The sequence below is a fragment of the Alphaproteobacteria bacterium genome (assembly GCA_019635875.1).
Taxonomy (GTDB): Bacteria; Pseudomonadota; Alphaproteobacteria; order Reyranellales; family Reyranellaceae; genus JAFAZJ01.
On sequence record JAHBYP010000010.1, the window covers coordinates 94,563 to 114,326 of the forward strand.

Here is a 19,764-nt window from a genome sequence, read left to right on the forward strand (position 1 = left end):
CGTCGCAGCGATTCACTGGATCGGTGTCGGCCGCGCGGGGATGAATTTGCGTGTTGCCTCAATGCGATCGGGGCCGCACAGTGCGTCACAACAAAGGACAGTCTGTCGACCCATAGAGGCGGGCGATCAGGGGAACCACAATGAATCCACGGGTATCCTTGGCCGCGGCCTGCTGGGCGGCGACGCTCGTCCTGACGGCCGGCATGTCGCAGGCCTTGGCGCAGCAGCCTACGCCCACCCAGTCGATTCCCCAGCGCCCCGGGCAGGTCCAGCCCGGCCCGGGCGAGAATTACGACCCGCCGGGCATCCGACTGGGCGGGTTCCTGCTGTATCCGACGCTCGAGCTGGTGGAGATGTACAACGACAACGTCTTTGCCACGACCAACAACCGGGTCGGCAGGTTCATCACCGTGGTCAATCCGCGCGTCGATCTGCGGTCGAACTGGAACAATCACGCACTGAACCTGTTCGCCGCCGGCTCGATCGGTTTCTATCACGGTGCCAGCAGCGAGAACTTCCAGGATTTCTCGATCGGCGGAACCGGCCGCCTCGACATCCAGCGCAACTGGTACCTGTTCGGCGGCGCCTCGCTCAGCCGCAAGCACGAGGAGCGCGGCTCGCCCAATTCGCTGGCGGGACGTGACCCGAACAAGTATTTCGATAGCCGGGCGAACATCGGCTACTACCAGAAGTTCAACCGTGTCTTCACGCGCCTGGAAGGCCGCTGGGAGCGCGTCAGCTATACCAACAACAAGTCGCTCAATATCGCCGGCGTGGTGAACAACGAGAACCGCAATCGCAACGAGTTCGATGAAACCCTGCGGGTCGGCTACGAGTTCGTCGAAGGCACGGAGCTTTGGGTGCAGGGCGGGCTGAACCAGCGCCTCTACGATTCCCGCTTCGACAATCTCGGCTTCCAACGCAGCTCCACGGGCTGGAACATCGTCGCCGGCGCCACCCTCGATCTCGGCGGCATCACCCAGCTCGAAGGCTTCGCCGGTTTCCGTGCGCAGGACTATCGTGATGCGAGGCTCGGCCAGATCCGCGGCGCGATCTTCGGTCTGTCGGGCACCTGGAATCCGTATCACCCGTTGTTCGTCAGGCCCTATGTCCGGCGCACGATCGAGGAAACCAACGTCGGCGGCTACAGCGGCTACTGGTCGACGCTGGCGGGCGTGAACGTCGACTATCGTCTGCGGCCCAATATCCGTGTCGCTGCCGGCGCCGCCATCGGCTGGGACGACTACCGCCTCAACAACCAGGTCCCCGGCACGCCGGCGCGCCTCGATCGCTACCTGATCCTCGAGATCGGCCTGCGGTACCAGCCGACCGAGAACTTCTTCATCGGCCCGACCTACCAGTACACCAACCGCGACTCCGATGTCGCCAGCCTCGACTTCGGCCGCAACATCTTCATGCTCAGGGGTGGCGTGCAGTTCTGATTCGGCCGACCGGGCAGTGCTATCGCCTATGGCGTCTCTCCCTCTCACCGCTTGCGGGGCGAGGGAGCAGAAGGCCATCCCCATGCGCGATCGCCCGCCCTTCGGGGGAAGGTTGAGCCGCTTCACTCACCTGTCCCGTAGATCGAGGCCTGCAGTTCGGCGATGGCATCCTCGGCTTCCTGGGAATAGCCGAGTGGGTCGAAGTCGCCGGGTTCCGTATCGCGCCGGGCGTTGCCCGAGTCCGGTTCCGGGCGGCGCTGGCGCCCGTTTGTGTAGACGAGCTGGGCGTAAGAATGGAGGCCGGGCGCGAAGTTCGGCGGCGGCGTCGTCGGCATGCCCGGCTCGACCACGCGCTGCGGCTCGACCACGCGCTGCGGCTCGGCTTTCGTCTCGGCAGGCGGCGACTCGGCGGGTGGCGACTCGGCGGGCGGCGACTCTGTAGGCGACTCTGGCGGCGGCTTGCCGGGGCCGGGGCGGATCAGGTTGGCGGCGTCGATGGTGGCGTGCGCCGCCGCGAGCGCGGCGCGCACCTCCTCGAGCTCCTGGCGCCAGCGCCGTTTCTCTTCATCTCTATGGTCGAGCCCGCGCTCGTAGCCGGCGATGCGCTCCTCGTAGCGCTCGCGATCCTCCGGCGTCAGCCCCGGCTTCGGCTTGGCCACCAGCAGGCCGACCTGCTTCGTCAGCATGTTCAGCGCCTGCAGCTTGCCGAGCTTCAGGGTCACGGTCTGCTCTCGTTTGCTATGGTTGCTGACCTTCAGCTCGACGATGCTGGCGCACTGCGCCTGGCTCGCCTTCATCAGGTCGACGCGCACCCGGCCGTCGGCCTCGACGGTGAGGAAGTCCACGACATTGGCGAAGGCGATCCTGGCGTATTCCTGGGCCAGGCGGGTGACGTCGACCTCGAGCGCCTGGGCCATGCGCGCCCGGCCGGCGGTGATGGCGGCCTCGATCCGGGGATCGCGCAGCAGGCGCGAGGCGCTGGGCTGGGCGCCGCGCGGCGAGTAGCCGGCGCGGACATAGGCCTGGGTGGCATTGCCGTCCTTGAGGAACTCCAGGACGAAGCGCTCGTGGCGCGGCGAGAGAGGGGGTGTGGTTTCCGTGCTCATGCCGGCGAAGCTACGCCTCTCGCCGCCGGGAGCAATTTTAACCCCTACGCGTGTCGCCGACGCCCCTTTGGTGCAAGTGGGACAGGGATTATTTAGATTCCTAGCCGTGCTCGGCACGACAGCATCCCTTACCTTCCCCCGCTGGCGGGGGAAGGTAAGAAATGTGTCACACACGATGACCCCGCCCTCCGACCGGTATCGACGGGGTCTGCACGCCCAGACACCGAAAGGTCACTTCCGCTGTCGGCCCGACCGGCAAATGTTGCGGGACACTTGCCTGAAGAGTCGCGCGGGAAGCTTTCGTCATGCTGAAGCTCGTCAAGGATTCCATCCTCAAGGTCAGCCGGTCCTTCGGCTACGACATCGTGCCCCTGCGCGAGATGAAGGAACGCGACTTCGCGCTGCATCTGCGCGAGCTGCTGGCCAGCCAGAAGATCGACTGCGTGCTCGATGTCGGCGCCAATGTCGGCCAGTACCGCGACTTCCTGCGCGATCGCGTGCTCTTCGACGGGCCGATCGTGTCCTTCGAGCCGGTCGGCCGGCACATCGAGATCCTGCGGGCGCGGTCCCGCGAGGATCGCGACTGGCATGTCGAGGGCTATGCGCTGGGCAGCAAGAGCGGGGCGATGCCGATCAACGTCATGGCGTCGGACCAGTTCAGCTCTTTCCTCGAGCCCGATAACACGCGCGTGTCGGAGTACGGCGAGCTCAACATTCCGTGCCGCACCGAGGTGGTCGCGGTGCGCACGCTGGACCGGATCCTGCCTGTCCTGCGACAGCAGCTGGGCTTCTCGCGCCCCTACCTGAAGATCGATACCCAGGGCTTCGACATCGAGGTACTGCACGGCGCCGAGGAGAGCCTGCCCTCGATCAGCGCGCTGCAGACCGAGGCGTCGGTGATCGGCATCTACAAGAGCATGCCGAGCTACATCGACACGATCCGCTACCTCAACGAACGCGGCTTCGAGATCACCGGCCTCTATCCGATCAGCCGCGACCGCAACCTGCGGCTGGTCGAGTTCGACTGCGTGATGATCAACGCCGCGACTGTTGCGCCGGCGCGGTCGCGATCGCACCTTTGCTGATCGACCCTCGCGCACTCTGCGCGGCGGCAGGGCCCGCCGCCTCGAGACGCGTCAGCGCGGCCGACAGCGCCGTCCCATCCTCCTCGGCGACGAAGGTGCTCTGTGATCGGGCGAGCAGGCGGTCGCGCACATCGCGATAGGTGTCGGGCGTCAGCGTCTGGAAGAAGCGGCTCAGCTGTTCCTCGAGCGGACTGCCGAAGGTCCAGCCGATGCGGTGCTCCTCGATGAGGGCTCCGAACTCGAAGCCGTGCACGGCCAGGCACGGAACGCCGAAATGCCCGGCTTCGTAGAAGCGGCAGGGCAGCAGCCAGCGGGAATTGTGGTCGGTGTTCTCGAGATCGATAGCCCAGGCGAGATCGACATCTTCATAGAGCGAAGGCAGGTCCTCGTGCGGCCGATAGGGGCCGCCGTAGGTCATGTTGGGATGCCGTGCCAGCGCGTCGCGAAAGCGCACCTCGTCGACCGTCGTCAGGGCGCCGCGGAACTTGAACACCACCTTGTCGCCCAGGCGGGCCGCGAGCCGCGTCATCAGCTCGAAGGTGGCTTCGCCGCGGATCAGGCCGAAATAGCCAACGACCCACGGGCGGCGGCCGTCATGCTCGAACGACCGATCGCGAATGCCGGCCGCCGCCGCGATCGGAGCATGCAGCTTGTTCTCCATCAGGAACCATTCGCCGCGATACTTCTGGATCATCGAGTAGTAGCCGCGGTGGAAGCCGGGCGAGGAGAGCACGATCAGGCGCACGCGACGCAGGCACAGCCGCTCGATGAAGCGCAGCAGCGCACCACCGGGGCTGCGGCCCGTCAGCGCGGGCTGGACGTCGAGGACCTCGTAGGCGACCGGCGCGCTGTTGCCCGACATCCAGCGGGCGAGCATGGTCAATACCAGCTGGTCGATGTTGCGCGCATAGAAGAGCGAGGCGCGTCGCAACCATCGGCGGTGGGCGAAGATCTTCGGCAGCGCGCCAAGCAAAGCGCGCAAGCGCTGCCAGTAGCGCGCGTCGGCGGTCATGCCGAGCTCGACATGCGGCCATGGTGGCGCGTAGTCGCTGTTGTAGCGCTCGCGCCGGAAGCCAAAGACCGCGACCTGCCGGCCATGTTCGATGAACTGCTGAGCCCGCTTCACCGTCGTGGCGTCGGTGATGTCGGGGCAGAAGAAGAACAGGTGTCCTCCGTCGGCATTGCCGGGGTTTTTCTCATCGATCATGTCGGCGTGCTCCATGCCGTTCTTCCGCGCTACGCAATATCGGTCGCTATCGCCGTGGTTCAAGGTGATCGGAATTATGCCGCGCTAGCGGGCCTTTTTGGGGGGGTCACAGGTTGATCACTGGAGCCCTCGAGGCCGGCGATGCTTGATGCCGGTGATGAACGTCGCGTTCCCGCTGCGCGCGCCCCGCACCCTGCGCTTCGATCGCATCGCCATGACCTCGGTCTTCGGCGACCCGCGCGATCGTCGTTCGTGGTCGGGCGCGCCCGCCAATCTCGCGGACGCGCTGGAGCGCCAGGGCGTTGCCGTCGAGGGCATCCATCCGCGGCTGGGCGTGCTGGGCAAGCTGGGCGTCGCCGTCGGCGACATGCTCGCCGGACACGGACGACCTGTCGATGGCGAGCATCTGCTGCGCAGCGCGCGCTCGCGGCGGAAGCTCGCGCGCCAGGTCGCCGAGGCGGCGGCGCGACTGGGCGTCGAGCACGTGCTGCATACCGGCGCGCTGGATCTTCCGGCGATCGACCTGGCGCGCGGCGTGAAGCACTACCTCTACTGCGACCACAGCTGGGCGCTGGCACGGCTGCATCGCATCGACATCGGCCATTTCACGTCGCGCGCGCTGGCATCCTTCGAGCGCAGCGAGCAGGAATCGCTGGGTGGCCTGACCCACGTCTTCACCTTTGGCGGCTATGTGCGCGACAACCTGATCCGGCACTATGGCCTGGCGCCGGATCGCGTCACCGCGGTCGGCTCTGGCATGGGCGCCATCGAGCCGAACCACGCGCGCAAGGATTTCTCCGGCGCCTCGCTGCTGTTCGTCGCCAAGCACCTGTTTCGCGAGAAGGGCGGCTTTCTCCTGCTCGACGCCTTCCAACTCGCCCGTCGCCGCCGGCCTGATCTGACGCTGACGATCGTCGGCGACCGACGCACCCGCGCCTTCGTGCCCGAGGATCCGGCGATCACGTTCCGGGGGCATCTGCCGTGGGCGGATCTGCAGCAGCTCTTTCGCGACGCGACCCTGCTGGTCCAGCCCATGCTCAACGACCCCTGGGGCCAGGTCTACCTCGAGGCGCTGGCGTCGCGCACGCCGGTGCTGGGCCTCAATCGCAACGGCCTGCCGGAGATCGTCGACGGCGGCCGCTTCGGCTTCCTGGTCAGACATGCCGATCCGGAAGCCCTGTCGCACGCGATCCTCGATGCGCTGGCCGACCCCGGGCGGCTCGAGCGCATGGCGCTGGACGGTCAGCGTCACGTGCTTGGCAACTACTCCTGGGATCGCGTCGCCGAACGCATGGCTTACTGTTGAGCAGGAAAGGTTTCCGTATGGCCGACAAGATCGCCCTGATCACCGGGATCACCGGACAGGACGGCGCCTATCTCGCCGACTTTCTGCTGTCGCGCGGCTACGTCGTGCACGGCGTCAAGCGGCGCACCTCGGCGCTGAACACGGACCGGATCGACTACCTCTATCGCGATCGCCACGAGGCCGACGTGCGGCTGTTCCTGCACTACGGCGACATGACCGACTCGACCAACCTGCTGCGCCTGATCAACGAGACGCGGCCGACCGAGATCTACAATCTCGCGGCGCAGAGCCACGTGCAGGTGAGCTTCGAGACCCCGGAATACACCGCCAACACCGATGCCCTCGGCACGCTGCGCGTCCTGGAGGCGATCCGCATCCTGAAGATGGAAGACCGCGTGCGCTTCTATCAGGCCTCGACCTCGGAGCTGTTCGGCAAGGTGCAGGAAACGCCGCAGCGCGAGGTCACGCCGTTCTATCCGCGCAGTCCCTACGCAGCGGCCAAGCTCTATGCCTACTGGATCACGGTGAACTACCGCGAGGCCTACGGCATGCACGCCTCGAACGGCATCCTGTTCAACCATGAATCGCCGATCCGCGGCGAGACCTTCGTCACCCGCAAGATCAGCCGCGCGGTGGCGGCGATCGAGCGCGGCCTGCAGGAAAGGCTGTACCTCGGCAATCTCGATGCACGGCGCGACTGGGGCCATGCGCGCGACTATGTCGAGGGCATGTGGTGCATCCTGCAGCAGGACAAGCCCGACGACTACGTGCTGGCCACCGGCGAGGCGCACACCGTGCGCGAGTTCGTCGAGCTTGCCTTCGAGCAGATCGGCCGGCCCATCGACTGGCGCGGCAACGACGGCGAGGAGACCGGCTGCTGCCGGCGCAGCGGCGACGTCCTGGTGGCGCTCGATTCGAGCTATCGCCGGCCGACCGAGGTCGACCTGCTGCTCGGCGACCCGTCCAAGGCGCATGCGCGGCTGGGCTGGCGTCACCGCACGAGCTTCCGCGACCTCGTCGCCGAGATGGTCGAGGCCGATCGCGCCCTCCTTCGTGAAGCCGGAGACAACGATGACCACCTCCGCCTCCTATACGCTGCGCAATAAGCGCGTCTGGGTCGCCGGCCACCGCGGCCTGGTCGGCGGCGCTCTGCTCCGCCGGCTGCGCCAGGAGGAATGCGAGATCGTGACGGCGCCGCGCGCGCAGGTCGACCTGCGCGCCCCGGAGCAGCTCGATCGCTGGATGCGCGGGGCCAGGCCGCAGGCGGTCTTCATGGCGGCGGCGCGGGTCGGCGGCATCCACGCCAACGACACCCGGCCGGCGGACTTCATCTACGACAACCTGATGATCGCCGCCAACGTGGTCGAGGCGTCGCGCCGCCACGGCGTCGAGAAGCTGATGATGCTGGGCTCGTCCTGCATCTATCCGCGCATGGCGCCGCAGCCGATCACCGAGGATGCGATGCTGTCGGGGCCGCTGGAACCGACCAACCAGTGGTACGCCGTCGCCAAGATCGCCGCGATCAAGCTGTGCCAGGCCTATCGCCGCCAGCATGGCTGCGACTTCGTCTCGGCTATGCCGACCAACCTTTACGGCCCCGGCGACAATTTCGACCTGCTGGGCAGCCACGTCGTGCCGGCGCTCATCGCCAAGGCGCATGACGCCAGGTCGCGGCACGCGCCGAGCCTCGAGGTGTGGGGCACGGGCCGCGCGCTGCGCGAGTTCATGTATGTCGACGATCTCGCCGACGGGCTGGTCTTCCTGATGCGACACTACTCGGACGAGCCGCTGATCAACATCGGCACCGGCACCGACCTGCCGATCGCCGACCTGGCGGAGATGATCTGCGACGTCGTCGGCTTCCGCGGTGAGCTGCGGTTCGATACCAGTCGCCCGGACGGCACGCCGCGCAAGGTGATGGACGTCTCGCGATTGACCGCGATGGGCTGGCGGGCGCAAACGCCGCTGCGCGACGGGCTCGAGCAAACCTATCGGTGGTATATTGACCACATCGCCCGCGAGCGGCGGCCGGCCGTCGCCTGACGGCGAGCTCGCGACCGACCACCTCGTTCCCGATCTCGGCAGGCGCTCGCGCCGCGGCGGGACGGTGATGATGGCGGCGCAGGTGCTGAGGGTGCTGCTGCAGGCCGGCGCCATCGTCATCCTGGCCCGCCTGCTGCCGCCTTCGGCCTTCGGCGTGCTGGCGATGGTCGCGGCGCTGGGCGTCGTGCTCGATCTCGCCAAGGATCTCGGCCTGTCGTCGGCAACGATCCAGAAGGACGATCTCACCGACCCGCAGATCTCGACCCTGTTCTGGATCAACGCCGGCGCCGGCTGCCTGCTGGCGCTGGCGCTGTTCCTCGGTGCGCCGGCGCTCGCGCGCTTCTACGGCGAGCCCACGGTCGCGCCGGTGACGCAATGGCTGGCGCTGGCCTTCGTGCTGAGCGGGCTCACGGTGCAGCACTGGGCATTGCTGCGCCGGCAGATGCGCTTCGGCGCCATCGCCGCGATCGAGGTCGCCGCCGATCTGGCGGGCTTCGCCGCCGCGATCGCGCTGGCGTTCGCCGGCGCGGGGTTGTGGGCGCTGGTGGCGCAGCGCCTCGTGACGCCCGGTGTGCTGATGGCGGGCAGCTGGCTCGTCTGTCGCTGGCGGCCGGGCCGCCCGGCGCAGGCCGCCGGGCTGGGCGGGCTGCTGCGCTACGGCGCGCAGGTGACCGGCAGCGGCCTGGCCGCCGCGCTCACGCGCAGCGTCGATCAGGTCCTGATCGGCTGGTTGTGGGGGCCGGCCGTCCTGGGCCTCTACGAACGCACCACGCGCTTGCTGCTGCTGCCCATCAACAGCATCAACGCGCCGGTCTACGCGGTCGGCATGCCGGCACTCAGCCGCCTCGCGGCGCACCCCGACTCCTATCGCCGCGCCTGCCGGCAGCTGCTGCAGAAGCTCGCCCTGCTCACCATGCCGCCCTTCGCCATGGTCTGCGTCACGGCCGACTGGGTGGTGCAGATCCTGTTCGGACCGGCCTGGACCCAGGCGGTACCGCTGGTGCAGTGGTTCGCCGTCTCGGCAACCTACCTGCCGGTGGTGATGGCCGTGTCCCTGCTGTACCTCACCCAGGAGCGCACCGGAGAAATGCTGCGCGCCACGCTGATCGACTCGGCGCTGTGCCTCGTCTCGATCCTGCTTGGCCTGGTGTCGGGTGCGGTCGGCGTGGCGGCGGCGATCGCCGTGGTGGGTCTCACCGTGCGCACGCCGATGGCGTTCTGGCTGTCGACGCGACGCGGCCCTGTGCGTCAACGCGACGTCTACAGCGCGGTGCTGCCGGCGGTCGCCGCGGCCGTGCTGAGCGCCGCCGCGGTCTGGGCGCTGCGCCGCTTCTGCCTGCCGGACGCGACGCTCAGCGCCGTCAGCCTGACGCTGGCGGCGCTGAGCGGGCTCGGGGCGATGGGACTGACCGTGCTGGCGTTCGGCGAGATCCGGCGCGAGCTGCTCTCCCTGGTCAGCCGCCCACCGGCGTTCCGTCCTCGTCGTCCGACGGCGCGCCCTTCTTGAGGCGCAGGCGGCCGCGCCGGTCGACCCAGAGGCGGTAGTCGCCCAGCCGCGCCTGGTTCGGGCTGTTCCAGCCGGCCCCGAAGGCGATACCGCCCGTTGCGCCGCCGATCTCCAGGGCCTCGAAGCCGTTGACGTACTCGATCGCGCCGCTGGCGCCGATGATGGTGGCGCGCGCCTTCCTCTCGCCGCCGATGCGCGCCAGGCCGGCCCCCTTGGCGCGCCCGCCGCCGCTGCCGGAACAGCCGATCATCACCAGCTGGCCCACGACATAAGCGCGCAGCAGGCGCTGCTGCTTGAACATGGAGTAGGCGGTGCAGCCGATCAGCGTGGCGAAACCCTGCAGCATCATGCCGGCGTTGCCGGCCTCGAAGCTCGCCGCCGCTTCGTGGTTGTTCTCGAAGCCGCAATTGGCGAGCAGGGTGCAGCCGTTCTCCGCCACCAGGCCGTACTTGCCATTGAGCAGGAAGTAGCAGCCGTGGAAGCCGACATCGTAGCAGCCATTGACCATGGCGACGCCGTACTGGTCGTTCTGTCCGAAGACGCAGCCGAAGGCGTGGATCGCCGAGAGGATGCCGGCGCGCATGCCGTGGCCGAACGTGACGCCGTTGCGCTTGTTGTCGCGGAAATAGCAGTTGATCAGCTGGCCCTCGAAGACGTTGCCGAGCATGCGGCATCCGTCGCCGCCGCAGCCCTGCACCGTCACGTCGCGCAGGCACAGATTGTAGAGGTAGTGCTCCTTGTGCTCGCACTCGAGCCGGATGCCGTCGCCCTCGCGGCCGCGGCCCAGGATGTCGAGACCCTCGATCAGCAGGAAGCGCACGGTAGCGTTGCTGATGAACTCCAGCACGTTGCCGCCGCCGGCAATCGTCGACAGGAGGCGCGCGCCGTGGCCGCTGATGCCGTGATTGCGGGTCAGGTGGCCGCGTTCGCCTTGCGGCGTGTGGATGCGCAGCGTGCGGCTGACGCGATACGTGCCGGGCGGAATGACCAGAAAGCCCGGTCCGCCGGGCGCGAAGCTGGCGTCGAGCGCCGCCTGCAGCGCGGCGGTATCGTCGGCCGTGCCGTCGCCGATCGCGCCGAACGACGCCGCCGACAGCATCTGGCGCGTCGGCGGCGCCTGGCGCTGCGCCGGCTGCTGGGCGAGCGCGGCCACCGGCAGCGCGGACAGCGCCAGCCCGGCGCCCGCCAGCCATCCGCGCCGTCCCGCCGTGTCGCCCATCACGCGGCCCGCCTGCGCGATCGGACGAGCGTGCCGGTCGAGTAGGTCGGCATCTCGACCGGCTGCCGCGGCTGGCCGCTCGGGCGTGTCACGAGGATCGAGGCGGCCGCGGCGGTGAAGAGCACGGCCCAGGTCTTGGGCCCGACATAGGCGCCGGAGGCCTGGCCGAGGATCGTCCAGCAGGCCCAGCAGTACAGCACGCTGGGCACGCCCAGGATCCGGAGCCAGAGCGAGATGCCGACGATGATGACGCAGCCCCAGACCAGGCCGAGGTAGATCCAGTGCAGCCAGAAGTAGTTGGTCAGCACGTCGCCGATCTTCGGAATTCTCCAGGCCGACTGGAATCCGGGCGCGTTCATGTAGACGGTGACCACGTCGTGGGCGATGTACGGTTCGCCGGTCAGCCCGGCTCCCGCCCACGGATGCTTGTCGAACATCTCGAAGGCCACCAGCATCGGCCCCGTGAAGCGATAGAAGAAGCTGGCGTCCCTGCCGCTTGCCAGCTCATTCAGGCGCTCGGCGAAGAATATGCTGCCGACCCAGACCGCGACGCCCAGCACGACCGCCGACAGCGCGATCGCGCCGATCAGGCGCGTCGCCGCCGAGCCGCGCCGCGCACCGTCGGCCGTTCCCGCCAGGAAGATGAAGTAGGGGATCGCCAGCAGCAGCATCAGCACCAGGGTGGGGCCCGGCATCGTGAGCAGCGCGGCACCGATCAGCCCGGCGTAGATCAGCAGCTTGTAGCGCCACGGGCTGGTCACCAGCCAGAGCGAGGCGAAGAGCGTGAAGCCGAACGTCACGGCCGACGGCTCGGAGGTGAACAGCTTGGGCCTGACCTTGCCGTAAAGGATCTCGTCGCGCAGATCGGCGTCGTAGACGTGGGCCGCGTCGAAGATCCTCTCGCGCACCGCGTTGCTGACCGGCCGCAGCCCGCCATGGGTCTCGAGCAGGCAGCCGACGATGATGAAGAGGCAGAAGCCCAGCAGGATCATGGCGATCTGCCCTCGCTCGCCCCGCGCCATCGTCAGGAAGAGGGCGTAGCCGATCACCAGCGAGTAGACGAGCTGCAGCAGCCCGGTGGAGCGCTTGCCGAGAAAGCCGAAATCCGTCGCCGTGAAGATCGAGCCGAGATAGAGGGCGACCACGAGGAAGAGCCCGACGAGGTGCGTCGGGCCGATCTCGTCGCGCCGGCGCCAGAGCATGGCCATGCCGGCGAAGCCCGAGGGCGCGCAGGTCAGCGGGATCTTCGAGGTGATCGGCAGCGACACGCCGAGATACAGCCCGGCGAGAAAGATCACGATCAGGGTCGTGTCGATCCAGTCGAGCGATCGGACGGCGCCGGTCGCGGCCATGGCTCAGCCGATCGCCGCCAGGATCTGGCGGCCGCGCGTCGACCAGTCGAAGCGGTCGCGACAGGCTTCGTAGGCGCGCTCCTGCAACCGGTTGAGCAGGTCGAAGTCGTCGATCATCTCGAGCACGCCGCGGGCCAGCGCGCCGTGGTCCGGGAACACCATCGCGCTCTCGCCATGCCGCAGGGGAATGCCGGCGAAGGCTCCGGCCAGGCCGAAGATGGGGATGCGGTTGAAGACGTACTCGAGCAGCTTGAGCTTGAAGCCGCCGCCGTTGCGCTCGGGCACGATGGCCACGCGTGCGTCGTTCAGGTAGCCGGTTACGTCATCGACCGTGCCGGTGAAGGTGCTGGCCTTCGCCGTCCGCCTCAGTCCCTCGAGAAACGATTCCTCGGCGCTTCCCACCGCCTGAAGCTCGATGCCGGCGGTGGCGAACAGCGGATCGGCGACGCGGACGAACTCCTCGAGGTTCATGCGCTTCGCGACCCAGTCGAAGCTGCCGACGATCACGGCCCGGCGCGGCAGTCGGTCGGTTACCCGCCGGGAGGCGACGCGCCGGCCGTGGTAGCCCGGTGTCAGCACCTCCATCGGCTTGTCCTCGGAGCGCCGGCGATAGAGCGCCAGATCCTCCGGCGTGATCGCCGTCACGACGTCGACGGCGTCGACGAGGTGGCGCTCGAGCCGCGACACCTTGTAGGCGTCGAGCCTGCTCGCCTGCCGCTTGAGGAAATGCCCCTGGCCGTCGGCGATCCGGCTGCGCAGGCTCTCCTCGTGATTGTGCGAGATGTAGAGCAGCGTCGGCCGGTCGGCGCGGTCGGCGTAGCGTTGCAGGACGCGCGGCAGCGCCCAGGCGCAGGAGATGCTGTCGAAGACGATGCCGTCCCAGCCGTCGCGCGCCAGCAGGCTGTCGAGGGTGGCGCGCGCGCTGGCGTTGGAGCAGCGGTGCGCCATGTGCGGCAGGCGCGACAGCAGGCTCGCCCAGCGCGGCAGCGGTGGGTTGTCCGCCAACCACCAGACGACGTGCGGTTCGCGCCATCCGTTGCTGCGCCGCGATTCCGGCCGCGCCAGGCCGAGCACCTCGACCTCGGCGCCGGCCTCTATGACGGCATCGATCAGGCCGCCGGAATAGACGTACTGCCCGTTGTGGCGCGGCTCCGGATCGGACAGCGTCAGCCACAGGCACCGCGGCGCGCGCCCGTTGTGCCGGTCAGAACGCATGGTGCCCCGTGAACCCGCCCAGCGCGGTGCGGGCGATGATCTTGAGGTCGAGCCGTATCGACCAGTTGTCGATGTAGTGCAGGTCGTGCTCCACGCGCTTGCGGATCTGCTCGACCGTGTCGGTCTCGCCGCGCCAGCCGTTCACCTGGGCCCAGCCGGTGATGCCCGGCTTCACGCGATGGCGCGCGTCGTAGTAGCGAATGGCGTCGGTGTAGAGCAGCGTGCCCGCCTTGGCTCGCGGCGCATGCGGACGCGGCCCGACGATCGACATGTCGCCGCGGAGCACGTTGATGAACTGCGGCAGCTCGTCGATGCTGGTGCGGCGCAGGAAGGCACCGATGCGCGTGATGCGCGGATCGTTGCGACGGGTGAGCTGCTCGGCGTCATCGTCCCGCGCGGCGTGATGCATGGTGCGGAACTTCCAGATCTCGATCAGCCGGTTGTTGAAGCCGTAGCGCTTCTGGCGGAAGAACACCGGGCCGGGGCTGTCGAGCTTGATCAGCGCCGCGACGGCCAGCATCAGCGGCGAGATCAGGACAAGAATGACGGCCGCCAGAACGCGGTCCTCGATCTCCTTGGCGATCCACTGCCAGTCGCGCAGCGGCCGATCGATGACGTTGAGGAAGGTCAGCCCGCCGAGGTGGCTGACCTCGACCTGGCCGAGGCCCAGCCCGAAGGCGTCGGGGCACAGCCGCACGTCGACCGGCAGCAGGGCAAGCTTGTTCATCGTGTCGGTCAGCGCGCGGTCGACCGCCAGCGGCATGGCGACGATCACCGTGCCGATGCCCAGTTGCCGCGCCTCCCTCACCAGGTCCTCGACGGTGCCGCGGATCGGATGGCCCATGCAGCGCCGCGGCAGCGACGCGGCGTCGTCGTCGTAAACGCCGACGATGCGCATCGCCGGGCCACCGGAGGCATTGAGCCGGCGCAGCAGCCGCTGGGCGATCGGTCCGGCGCCTACGATGGCGACCAGCTCGCCCAGTCGTCCCTCGCGCCGCCATTTGCGCACCAGGTGAAACAGCACCAGCCGGATCGGCAGCAGCAGGCTCAAGCCTCCGGTGAACCACAGGGTCAGCCAGCTCCCGCCCGCCAATCCGATCGGCGTGGCGAAGTAGGCCACGACACCAAGCGTGCCGAGCGCCAGCAGCCAGGCCGCAAGGACGCGTGACACGCCGTCCTCAAGACGCGCGAAGCGGTCGAAGCCATAGGCGCCGAGCAGGTGCAGGAAATTGATCGCGAGCAGGGTGCCGAGCGGGACGGCCAGCGCCAGCATGCGCCAGTCGAGCCCGCCTGACGCCCAGTGCGTGGCCACGGCGCCGGCGGCGAACACCGAGATGCCGTCGAGGACGCCGACGATGCGTCGCACGATCGCCTCCGACACGGCTCTGCTGCCGGTGAAGGTTTCCTCGAGCTGCTCCGTCGCGTGATCGTCGAACTGCTCGGCGATCCGCGCGCGACGCGCGACGCTGTTCTGCATGGTGCTGTGCTCCTCGTCTGCGGTCCGGGGTTTGCGGTCCCGGGGTAAGAACGCCGCGACGCGGGAGATTCTCCATATCGATCCGGCGGGGTCTTGTGATCAATGTGAGGCGAGTCGAGCGCCGCTCATCACCATCGCCGCGAAGTGCTCGGGCGTATGCGAGGCGACGAAACGCCGGGCGCCCGCGACATCGAACAGCTCCCGCCCGCCGCTCTCGACGATGTGCTCGATGGCGAAAGCAAGGCAGGCGGGATCGGTGGAGTCGGTGACGAGACCAAGGCCATGGTCGCGGGTCAGCCGGCCGATCAGCCCGAAATCCTGGGTCAGGACGGGACGGCCGGCGCGCGCCGCCCACAGCAGCACGCCGCTGGAGCCGACGAAGCGCTGGTAGGGCGCGAGCACGACGCCACTCCTCTGGATCAGGGAATCGATCTCGGCGCTGTCGAGACGACGGTCGGCGATCTGCAGCCAGAGCGAGGGTTGCGCGTGGGCCAGTGCCTGGCGGCGCGCCTCGAGCTCCTGGCCAATCGGCGGATCGACCCGGCCGGCGAGCATGACGGCCACGCGCGCGGCGGTCTGCGGCCGGAGGCGTCCCAACGCCTCGAGCAGCTCGAGTGGCCCCTTGCGCCGCGCGAGATAGCCGAACAGCAGAAGGCCGATGCGCCCGGCTGGTGCATATCCGGCAAACTGCTCGGTGCCGGCAGGCTGGCTCGCGGCGTGCGCCGGGTCGGGCAGCGCCCGCACTTTCTCGCCACCGGCATAGTGCGACATGGCGTAGCCCGGGAAGTACGGATCGAGCGACAGGACCGAGTCCACCGCCGGGTTGCGCAGCATCAGGCGGTAGAGCAGCGCCTTGCGCAGGTCGCGCAAGCGTTCGGCCCGTGTGGGTTCGTAGGCGCCGAGGACCCCGTAGTGCACCGAGGGGCGGAAGAGGATGCCCGACAGCCGGGCACCACTGGCGCCCAGGCCGAAGGCCAGCGGCAGCGACAGATGATCGATCGACAGGAAGAAGCCGCTTCGCGCGCCGCTGCGCCGCAGATGCCGGCGCATCACCCACCAGCGCGCGAAGCCGGAAGCCACCAGCCGCCGATGCGTGCACATGCGGTGCTCGGCGGGCGACAGCGGCGAGAGCGCGATGCGGCGGTGGGCGCCATTCACCAGGGCGGGGCGCAGGGCGTCGCAGAGCGACGCGGGCGCGACGATCTCGAGCCGGTGCAATTCTCCGGCCGCCACGAAGTCGATCAGATGGCGCAGCCACTCCTGGGAATGCCCCTCGCTGTCGGGCTCCAGGACGAGAATTTTCTCCTCATGTGCCGGCGGAGAGGGCATCGAGGCGGCTCACGAAATCGCCCAGTACCTTGGGCTTGGCGCAATGGCGCTCGACAAAGCGTCGACCGCGTCGGCCGAGCTCGTCGCGCAAGCCGGGGTCGTCCGCCAGGCGCAGCACGGCTGCGGCGAAGGCCTCGGGATCGTTGGGCGGCACGCAAAGAAATGCCCCGGTGGCTTCCCGCAGGCGCCACAGCACCGTTCCGGGCAGCGCCGTGGCGACGAAGGGCCGCCCCACCGCCATGATGTTGAACGCCTTCGAAGGCACCGCGAACGCCGCGGCGTCGGGGTTCTGCGGCACCAGATGCACGTCTCCGGTGGCCAGCGCCGGGCCGAGGGACTCGTCCGGCTGCAGCTCGGAGAGCCGGATGTTGTGCAGGCCCAGCCTTTCGACCTCACCGGCCAGCGCACCGATCTGGCTGCCGCTGCCACGCAGCACGACCTCGATGTCGGGTCGGCGAATCATCAGCAGCTCGGCAAGGGCGATGACCTGGCCCAGGCCCTGCTTGCGGCCGAAATTGCCGCTGTAGAGAATCCTGACCGGCCCGGGGGCCGGCGGCCCGGCTGGTCGCACGCGATCGGTGTCGACCCACAGGGGCACGACCTCGATCGGCGCAGTGACGCCGATGCGGCGCAGGTGATCGCCCATCTCCTGCGACAGCACCACGACCAGGTCGACGCGGTTGAGCACCAGACGCTCGCAGGCACGCATCAGGCCGGCGAGTCCGCCGCCCTTGACCATGCCGAGGCCGGCGGCCAGCCCGGACTGGATGTCGTGCACGATGGCGACGCAGACGCCGCCTCGGCTTCGCGCGGCGACGCCCAGCGCCACGCCGAGCACCGAGGGGCAGAGCGCCAGCACCACGCGATGGCGATCGAAGCGGCCGATGGCCAGCGAGCCCAGGCCGCGCAGCAGGAACCCGACCTCGTTGGCGATGCGCGCGGCAGCCGACGGGCGACGCGGTGTGCCGCTCGGCACGCGCTCGACCCGTACGCCATTGAACTCCTCGCGCAGGCGAACGCCATCGCGATAGTCGGGAAACACCTCGGCCATCGGATAGTGCGGCAACCCGGTGACGACGGTGACGTCGCGACCGGTGCCGGCGAGGAACTCGGCCATGTCCGCAGTGAACGGCGCCGAACCGATCAGCTCGGGTCGATAGTAGCGCGTGACGAACAGGACCGGCGACGGCGAGACCATGCTGGTCGTCACGCGATCCTCGCCATGGTCGCCGGGCGCGGGTAGTCGTAGAGCGGCGTGCCGTACGCATACTGCCGGTACTGCTTGGCGACGACTCGCGAGAGCACGACGCCGGCGACGTCGCCCTGCGCCTCGAAGATCTGCTTGATCGCCTCGAGCACCGCCTCGCGGCGCGTGTGGCCCCAGCGCACGACGAACACCACCTTGCTGACCAGCCGCGACAGCGCCAACACCTCGGCGCCAACCAGCACCGGCGGCGTGTCGAGGATGATCGAGTCGTAGTCCGGCTCGAGCGCCGCCAGCATGTGGCGCATGCGATCCGAGCTGATCAGGTGCGATTGGCGGGGATTCCAGTTGCCCGCCGGCATGACGTCGACGCCCGACAGCGTGTCGTGGTGGATGGCGTCGGTGAGAACCGTGTCCTTGTCTCCCAGCACGTTGGCCAGCCCGACGCGGTTGGAGCAGCGGAAGGTCTGGTGCAGGCGCGGGCACCGCCAGTCGCAGTCGATCAGCAGCACGCGCTTGCCGTTGCTCGCCATGAGCCGGCCGAGCGAGGCCACCATGACCGACTTGCCCTCGGCCGGCGCCGCCGAGCTGAACAGCACGGTCCTGGGCGACTCGGCGGCCTCCGACAACTCGAGCCCGATATGGAGGCGGCGCAGCGCCTCGCTGAAGGCGGAAACCGGCTGGCGCAGAACGTGAACCGGCGCCGGCGTGCGGCCGGCCAGATGCGGCACAACCGACATCACGGGCAGGCCGGTCGTGCTGACGACCTGGTCGGCCCGGCGGAAGGTGCGGTCACTCCCTTCGCGCAGCAGCGCGATGGCTGCACCGGCCATCAGGCCGGCGAGCGTGCCGACGAAGACGATCAGCATCTTGGGCGGATAGCTCGGCGCCACCGGCGGGCTGGCGGGCGACACCAGCTTGGCATTGGCCTGCTGGAAGTCCTCGATGCCGATCGCCTGCTTGGCCCGCTGCAGCATGGCCTCAAGCAGGCTGCGGTTGACCGCGGCGTCGCGCTCCAGCGCCTCGAGCTGGATCGAGGCGTTGTTCACGGTGCCCATCGTCTTCTTCAGGCGCTCGAAGTTCTGGTTCAGCGATTCGTAGCGCGCCGCGGTCTGCCTGGCCTCGCGCGCCAGGCCGTCGATGGTCTTGGCGATCTCGGCCCTGACGCGGGCGGCGATATTGGCGGCGTCGGCGCGCGCGCTGCGCATCATCGGGTGACGCTCGCCGTAGGAGGCCGACAGCTCGGCCGCCTTGCGCTCGGCGGCGGCCTGAGCCTGCTTGAGCGAGGCGATCAGCGGCGAGCGCAGCACGTCGGGCACGCTGTCGTGGTCCTGGCCGCCGCGGGTCAGTTCCCTGGCTTCGCGCAGCCGGGCCTCGGCCTCGACCTTCGCGGTCTGCGCCGCGAGCAGCTGCGTGTTGAGTTCGCTGAGCTGCTGGGCGGTGACGCTGCCGCTCGAAGCGCTCTTGTACAGGCCGTGCTCGCGCCGATAGTCCTCGACCGCCTCGTCGGAACGGCGCACCTGCTCGCGCAGCTCGGTGATGCGATTCATCAGGAACTGCTCGACGCGGCCCATGGAGGCGATCTTCTCCTGACGCTGGGTCTCGAGGTAGACCTCGGCGAGCACATTGGCGAGCGACGCGGCGGTCGCCGGGTTCTCCGACTCGGCCCTGACGCTCAGCACGTGGGAGCGGCCCAGGGTCGAGACGTCGACCCGCGACAGCAGGATGTCGATTATGCGGTTCTCGGCGGCGGCCGCCGCCGCCGCCGGATCGGGCGCGGTCGGAGCCGGCTTTGGCCGCCGCTCGTCGAGCCACTCCATCCAGTCGTCCGGCAGGTACCGGGCCGGATCGAGCACGCGGGTCCATGCCGCTGGCTGGCGGGGCGGCGGGTTGAACTCCGGATTCTCGCGCAGCCTCAGTCGCTCGATCACCTGCTTGGCGAGGATGCGCGACTGCAGGATGAAGCCTTCGTTCTGCACACGCTCGGCATCGGGGCTGACGTCGTTGACGGCCGCTTCGATGTTGAAGGCGCGAGGGCCCTGGATGCCGACCAGGACTCGCGCCTCGGCGACGTAGCGCGAGGGCAGGGACAGCGCGACCGCCGTGGTGGCCGCGGCGAAGACGAACGCGCAGGCCAGCACGATCCGCCGCTGGCGCCACAGGCGCCGCAGCGTTTCGAGCAGACCCTCGTCCTTCTCGGGTGCCGCCAGCTGCACTGGATCAACCGCGAGCGTGCGACGTCTCGGCTGATACTCGCGTAGCTGGAAGCGCC

At 68.8% G+C, this 19,764-nt stretch carries 15 protein-coding genes; 6 read left to right on the plus strand and 9 right to left on the minus strand.

Annotated elements, in window-relative coordinates; all coding sequences use genetic code 11:
* Positions 1 to 140: 140 nt before the first annotated feature.
* Positions 141 to 1,442 carry an outer membrane beta-barrel protein gene (locus KF889_27190; GenBank protein ID MBX3503145.1) on the plus strand — a complete coding sequence of 434 codons (1,302 nt, stop codon included), beginning with the start codon at positions 141 to 143 and terminating at the stop codon, positions 1,440 to 1,442.
* A gap of 122 nt (positions 1,443 to 1,564) precedes the next feature.
* Here the strand turns inward: KF889_27190 and KF889_27195 are convergent, their stop codons facing one another.
* Entirely contained in the window at positions 1,565 to 2,548 is a 984-nt protein-coding gene (locus KF889_27195; protein MBX3503146.1) for a terminase small subunit, read from the minus strand.
* Between the two features lie 305 nt (positions 2,549 to 2,853).
* Here KF889_27195 and KF889_27200 point away from each other — a divergent pair, with 305 nt between their 5' ends.
* Positions 2,854 to 3,633 (plus strand): FkbM family methyltransferase, encoded by a 780-nt coding sequence (locus KF889_27200; GenBank protein ID MBX3503147.1) that lies wholly within the window; start codon positions 2,854 to 2,856, stop codon positions 3,631 to 3,633.
* Here KF889_27200 and KF889_27205 read toward each other — a convergent pair.
* The gene (locus KF889_27205) at positions 3,584 to 4,840 is read right to left on the minus strand and encodes a hypothetical protein (GenBank protein MBX3503148.1); all 1,257 of its coding nucleotides are present in this window, start codon (positions 4,838 to 4,840) and stop codon (positions 3,584 to 3,586) included. The genes KF889_27200 and KF889_27205 overlap by 50 nt on opposite strands.
* Positions 4,841 to 4,997: 157 nt before the next feature.
* On the opposite strand from KF889_27205, the gene KF889_27210 reads away from it, so the two are divergent.
* Genes KF889_27210 through KF889_27225 form a run of 4 tightly spaced genes read left to right on the plus strand, consistent with a single transcriptional unit; the run spans position 4,998 to position 9,696 of the window.
* On the plus strand, positions 4,998 to 6,146 hold the full coding sequence (locus KF889_27210; GenBank protein MBX3503149.1) for a glycosyltransferase family 4 protein: 1,149 nt from the start codon (positions 4,998 to 5,000) through the stop codon (positions 6,144 to 6,146).
* A gap of 17 nt (positions 6,147 to 6,163) precedes the next feature.
* Positions 6,164 to 7,252, plus strand: a complete 1,089-nt coding sequence (gmd, locus tag KF889_27215; protein ID MBX3503150.1) for a GDP-mannose 4,6-dehydratase — start codon at positions 6,164 to 6,166, stop codon at positions 7,250 to 7,252.
* Positions 7,218 to 8,189 (plus strand): GDP-L-fucose synthase, encoded by a 972-nt coding sequence (locus KF889_27220; GenBank protein ID MBX3503151.1) that lies wholly within the window; start codon positions 7,218 to 7,220, stop codon positions 8,187 to 8,189. The genes gmd and KF889_27220 overlap by 35 nt, the downstream gene beginning before the upstream one ends.
* Complete coding sequence (locus KF889_27225) at positions 8,149 to 9,696, plus strand: lipopolysaccharide biosynthesis protein (GenBank protein MBX3503152.1); 1,548 nt, start codon at positions 8,149 to 8,151, stop codon at positions 9,694 to 9,696. Before KF889_27220 ends, KF889_27225 begins: the two co-directional genes overlap by 41 nt.
* Here the strand turns inward: KF889_27225 and KF889_27230 are convergent.
* The 7 genes from KF889_27230 to KF889_27260 form a co-directional block, all read right to left on the minus strand.
* Complete coding sequence (locus KF889_27230; protein ID MBX3503153.1) at positions 9,644 to 10,915, minus strand: right-handed parallel beta-helix repeat-containing protein; 1,272 nt, start codon at positions 10,913 to 10,915, stop codon at positions 9,644 to 9,646. The two genes, KF889_27225 and KF889_27230, sit on opposite strands and share 53 nt — an antisense overlap.
* Positions 10,915 to 12,267, minus strand: a complete 1,353-nt coding sequence (locus KF889_27235; GenBank protein MBX3503154.1) for a hypothetical protein — start codon at positions 12,265 to 12,267, stop codon at positions 10,915 to 10,917. Before KF889_27235 ends, KF889_27230 begins: the two co-directional genes overlap by 1 nt.
* Positions 12,268 to 12,270: 3 nt before the next feature.
* Positions 12,271 to 13,482 (minus strand): glycosyltransferase, encoded by a 1,212-nt coding sequence (locus tag KF889_27240; GenBank protein ID MBX3503155.1) that lies wholly within the window; start codon positions 13,480 to 13,482, stop codon positions 12,271 to 12,273.
* Entirely contained in the window at positions 13,472 to 14,959 is a 1,488-nt protein-coding gene (locus KF889_27245; protein MBX3503156.1) for an undecaprenyl-phosphate glucose phosphotransferase, read from the minus strand. Before KF889_27245 ends, KF889_27240 begins: the two co-directional genes overlap by 11 nt.
* A gap of 99 nt (positions 14,960 to 15,058) precedes the next feature.
* Positions 15,059 to 16,288: a glycosyltransferase gene (locus KF889_27250; protein ID MBX3503157.1), complete on the minus strand. Its 1,230-nt coding sequence runs from the start codon at positions 16,286 to 16,288 to the stop codon at positions 15,059 to 15,061.
* Positions 16,266 to 17,498 (minus strand): glycosyltransferase, encoded by a 1,233-nt coding sequence (locus KF889_27255; GenBank protein ID MBX3503158.1) that lies wholly within the window; start codon positions 17,496 to 17,498, stop codon positions 16,266 to 16,268. The genes KF889_27250 and KF889_27255 overlap by 23 nt, the downstream gene beginning before the upstream one ends.
* Complete coding sequence (locus tag KF889_27260; protein ID MBX3503159.1) at positions 17,495 to 19,708, minus strand: polysaccharide biosynthesis tyrosine autokinase; 2,214 nt, start codon at positions 19,706 to 19,708, stop codon at positions 17,495 to 17,497. The genes KF889_27255 and KF889_27260 overlap by 4 nt, the downstream gene beginning before the upstream one ends.
* Positions 19,709 to 19,764 lie beyond the last annotated feature (56 nt).

What these genes read in the sequence shown, in the direction of transcription:
- KF889_27195 (MBX3503146.1), bottom strand. Translation starts at nt 2,548, where the DNA reads ATGAGCACGGAAACCACACCCCCTCTCTCGCCGCGCCACGAGCGCTTC.
- KF889_27210 (MBX3503149.1), top strand. Translation starts at nt 4,998, where the DNA reads ATGAACGTCGCGTTCCCGCTGCGCGCGCCCCGCACCCTGCGCTTCGAT.
- KF889_27235 (MBX3503154.1), bottom strand. Translation starts at nt 12,267, where the DNA reads ATGGCCGCGACCGGCGCCGTCCGATCGCTCGACTGGATCGACACGACC.
- KF889_27240 (MBX3503155.1), bottom strand. Translation starts at nt 13,482, where the DNA reads ATGCGTTCTGACCGGCACAACGGGCGCGCGCCGCGGTGCCTGTGGCTG.
- gmd (MBX3503150.1), top strand. Translation starts at nt 6,164, where the DNA reads ATGGCCGACAAGATCGCCCTGATCACCGGGATCACCGGACAGGACGGC.
- KF889_27200 (MBX3503147.1), top strand. Translation starts at nt 2,854, where the DNA reads ATGCTGAAGCTCGTCAAGGATTCCATCCTCAAGGTCAGCCGGTCCTTC.
- KF889_27230 (MBX3503153.1), bottom strand. Translation starts at nt 10,915, where the DNA reads ATGGGCGACACGGCGGGACGGCGCGGATGGCTGGCGGGCGCCGGGCTG.
- KF889_27245 (MBX3503156.1), bottom strand. Translation starts at nt 14,959, where the DNA reads ATGCAGAACAGCGTCGCGCGTCGCGCGCGGATCGCCGAGCAGTTCGAC.
- KF889_27190 (MBX3503145.1), top strand. Translation starts at nt 141, where the DNA reads ATGAATCCACGGGTATCCTTGGCCGCGGCCTGCTGGGCGGCGACGCTC.
- KF889_27220 (MBX3503151.1), top strand. Translation starts at nt 7,218, where the DNA reads ATGACCACCTCCGCCTCCTATACGCTGCGCAATAAGCGCGTCTGGGTC.
- KF889_27205 (MBX3503148.1), bottom strand. Translation starts at nt 4,840, where the DNA reads ATGATCGATGAGAAAAACCCCGGCAATGCCGACGGAGGACACCTGTTC.
- KF889_27250 (MBX3503157.1), bottom strand. Translation starts at nt 16,288, where the DNA reads ATGCCCTCTCCGCCGGCACATGAGGAGAAAATTCTCGTCCTGGAGCCC.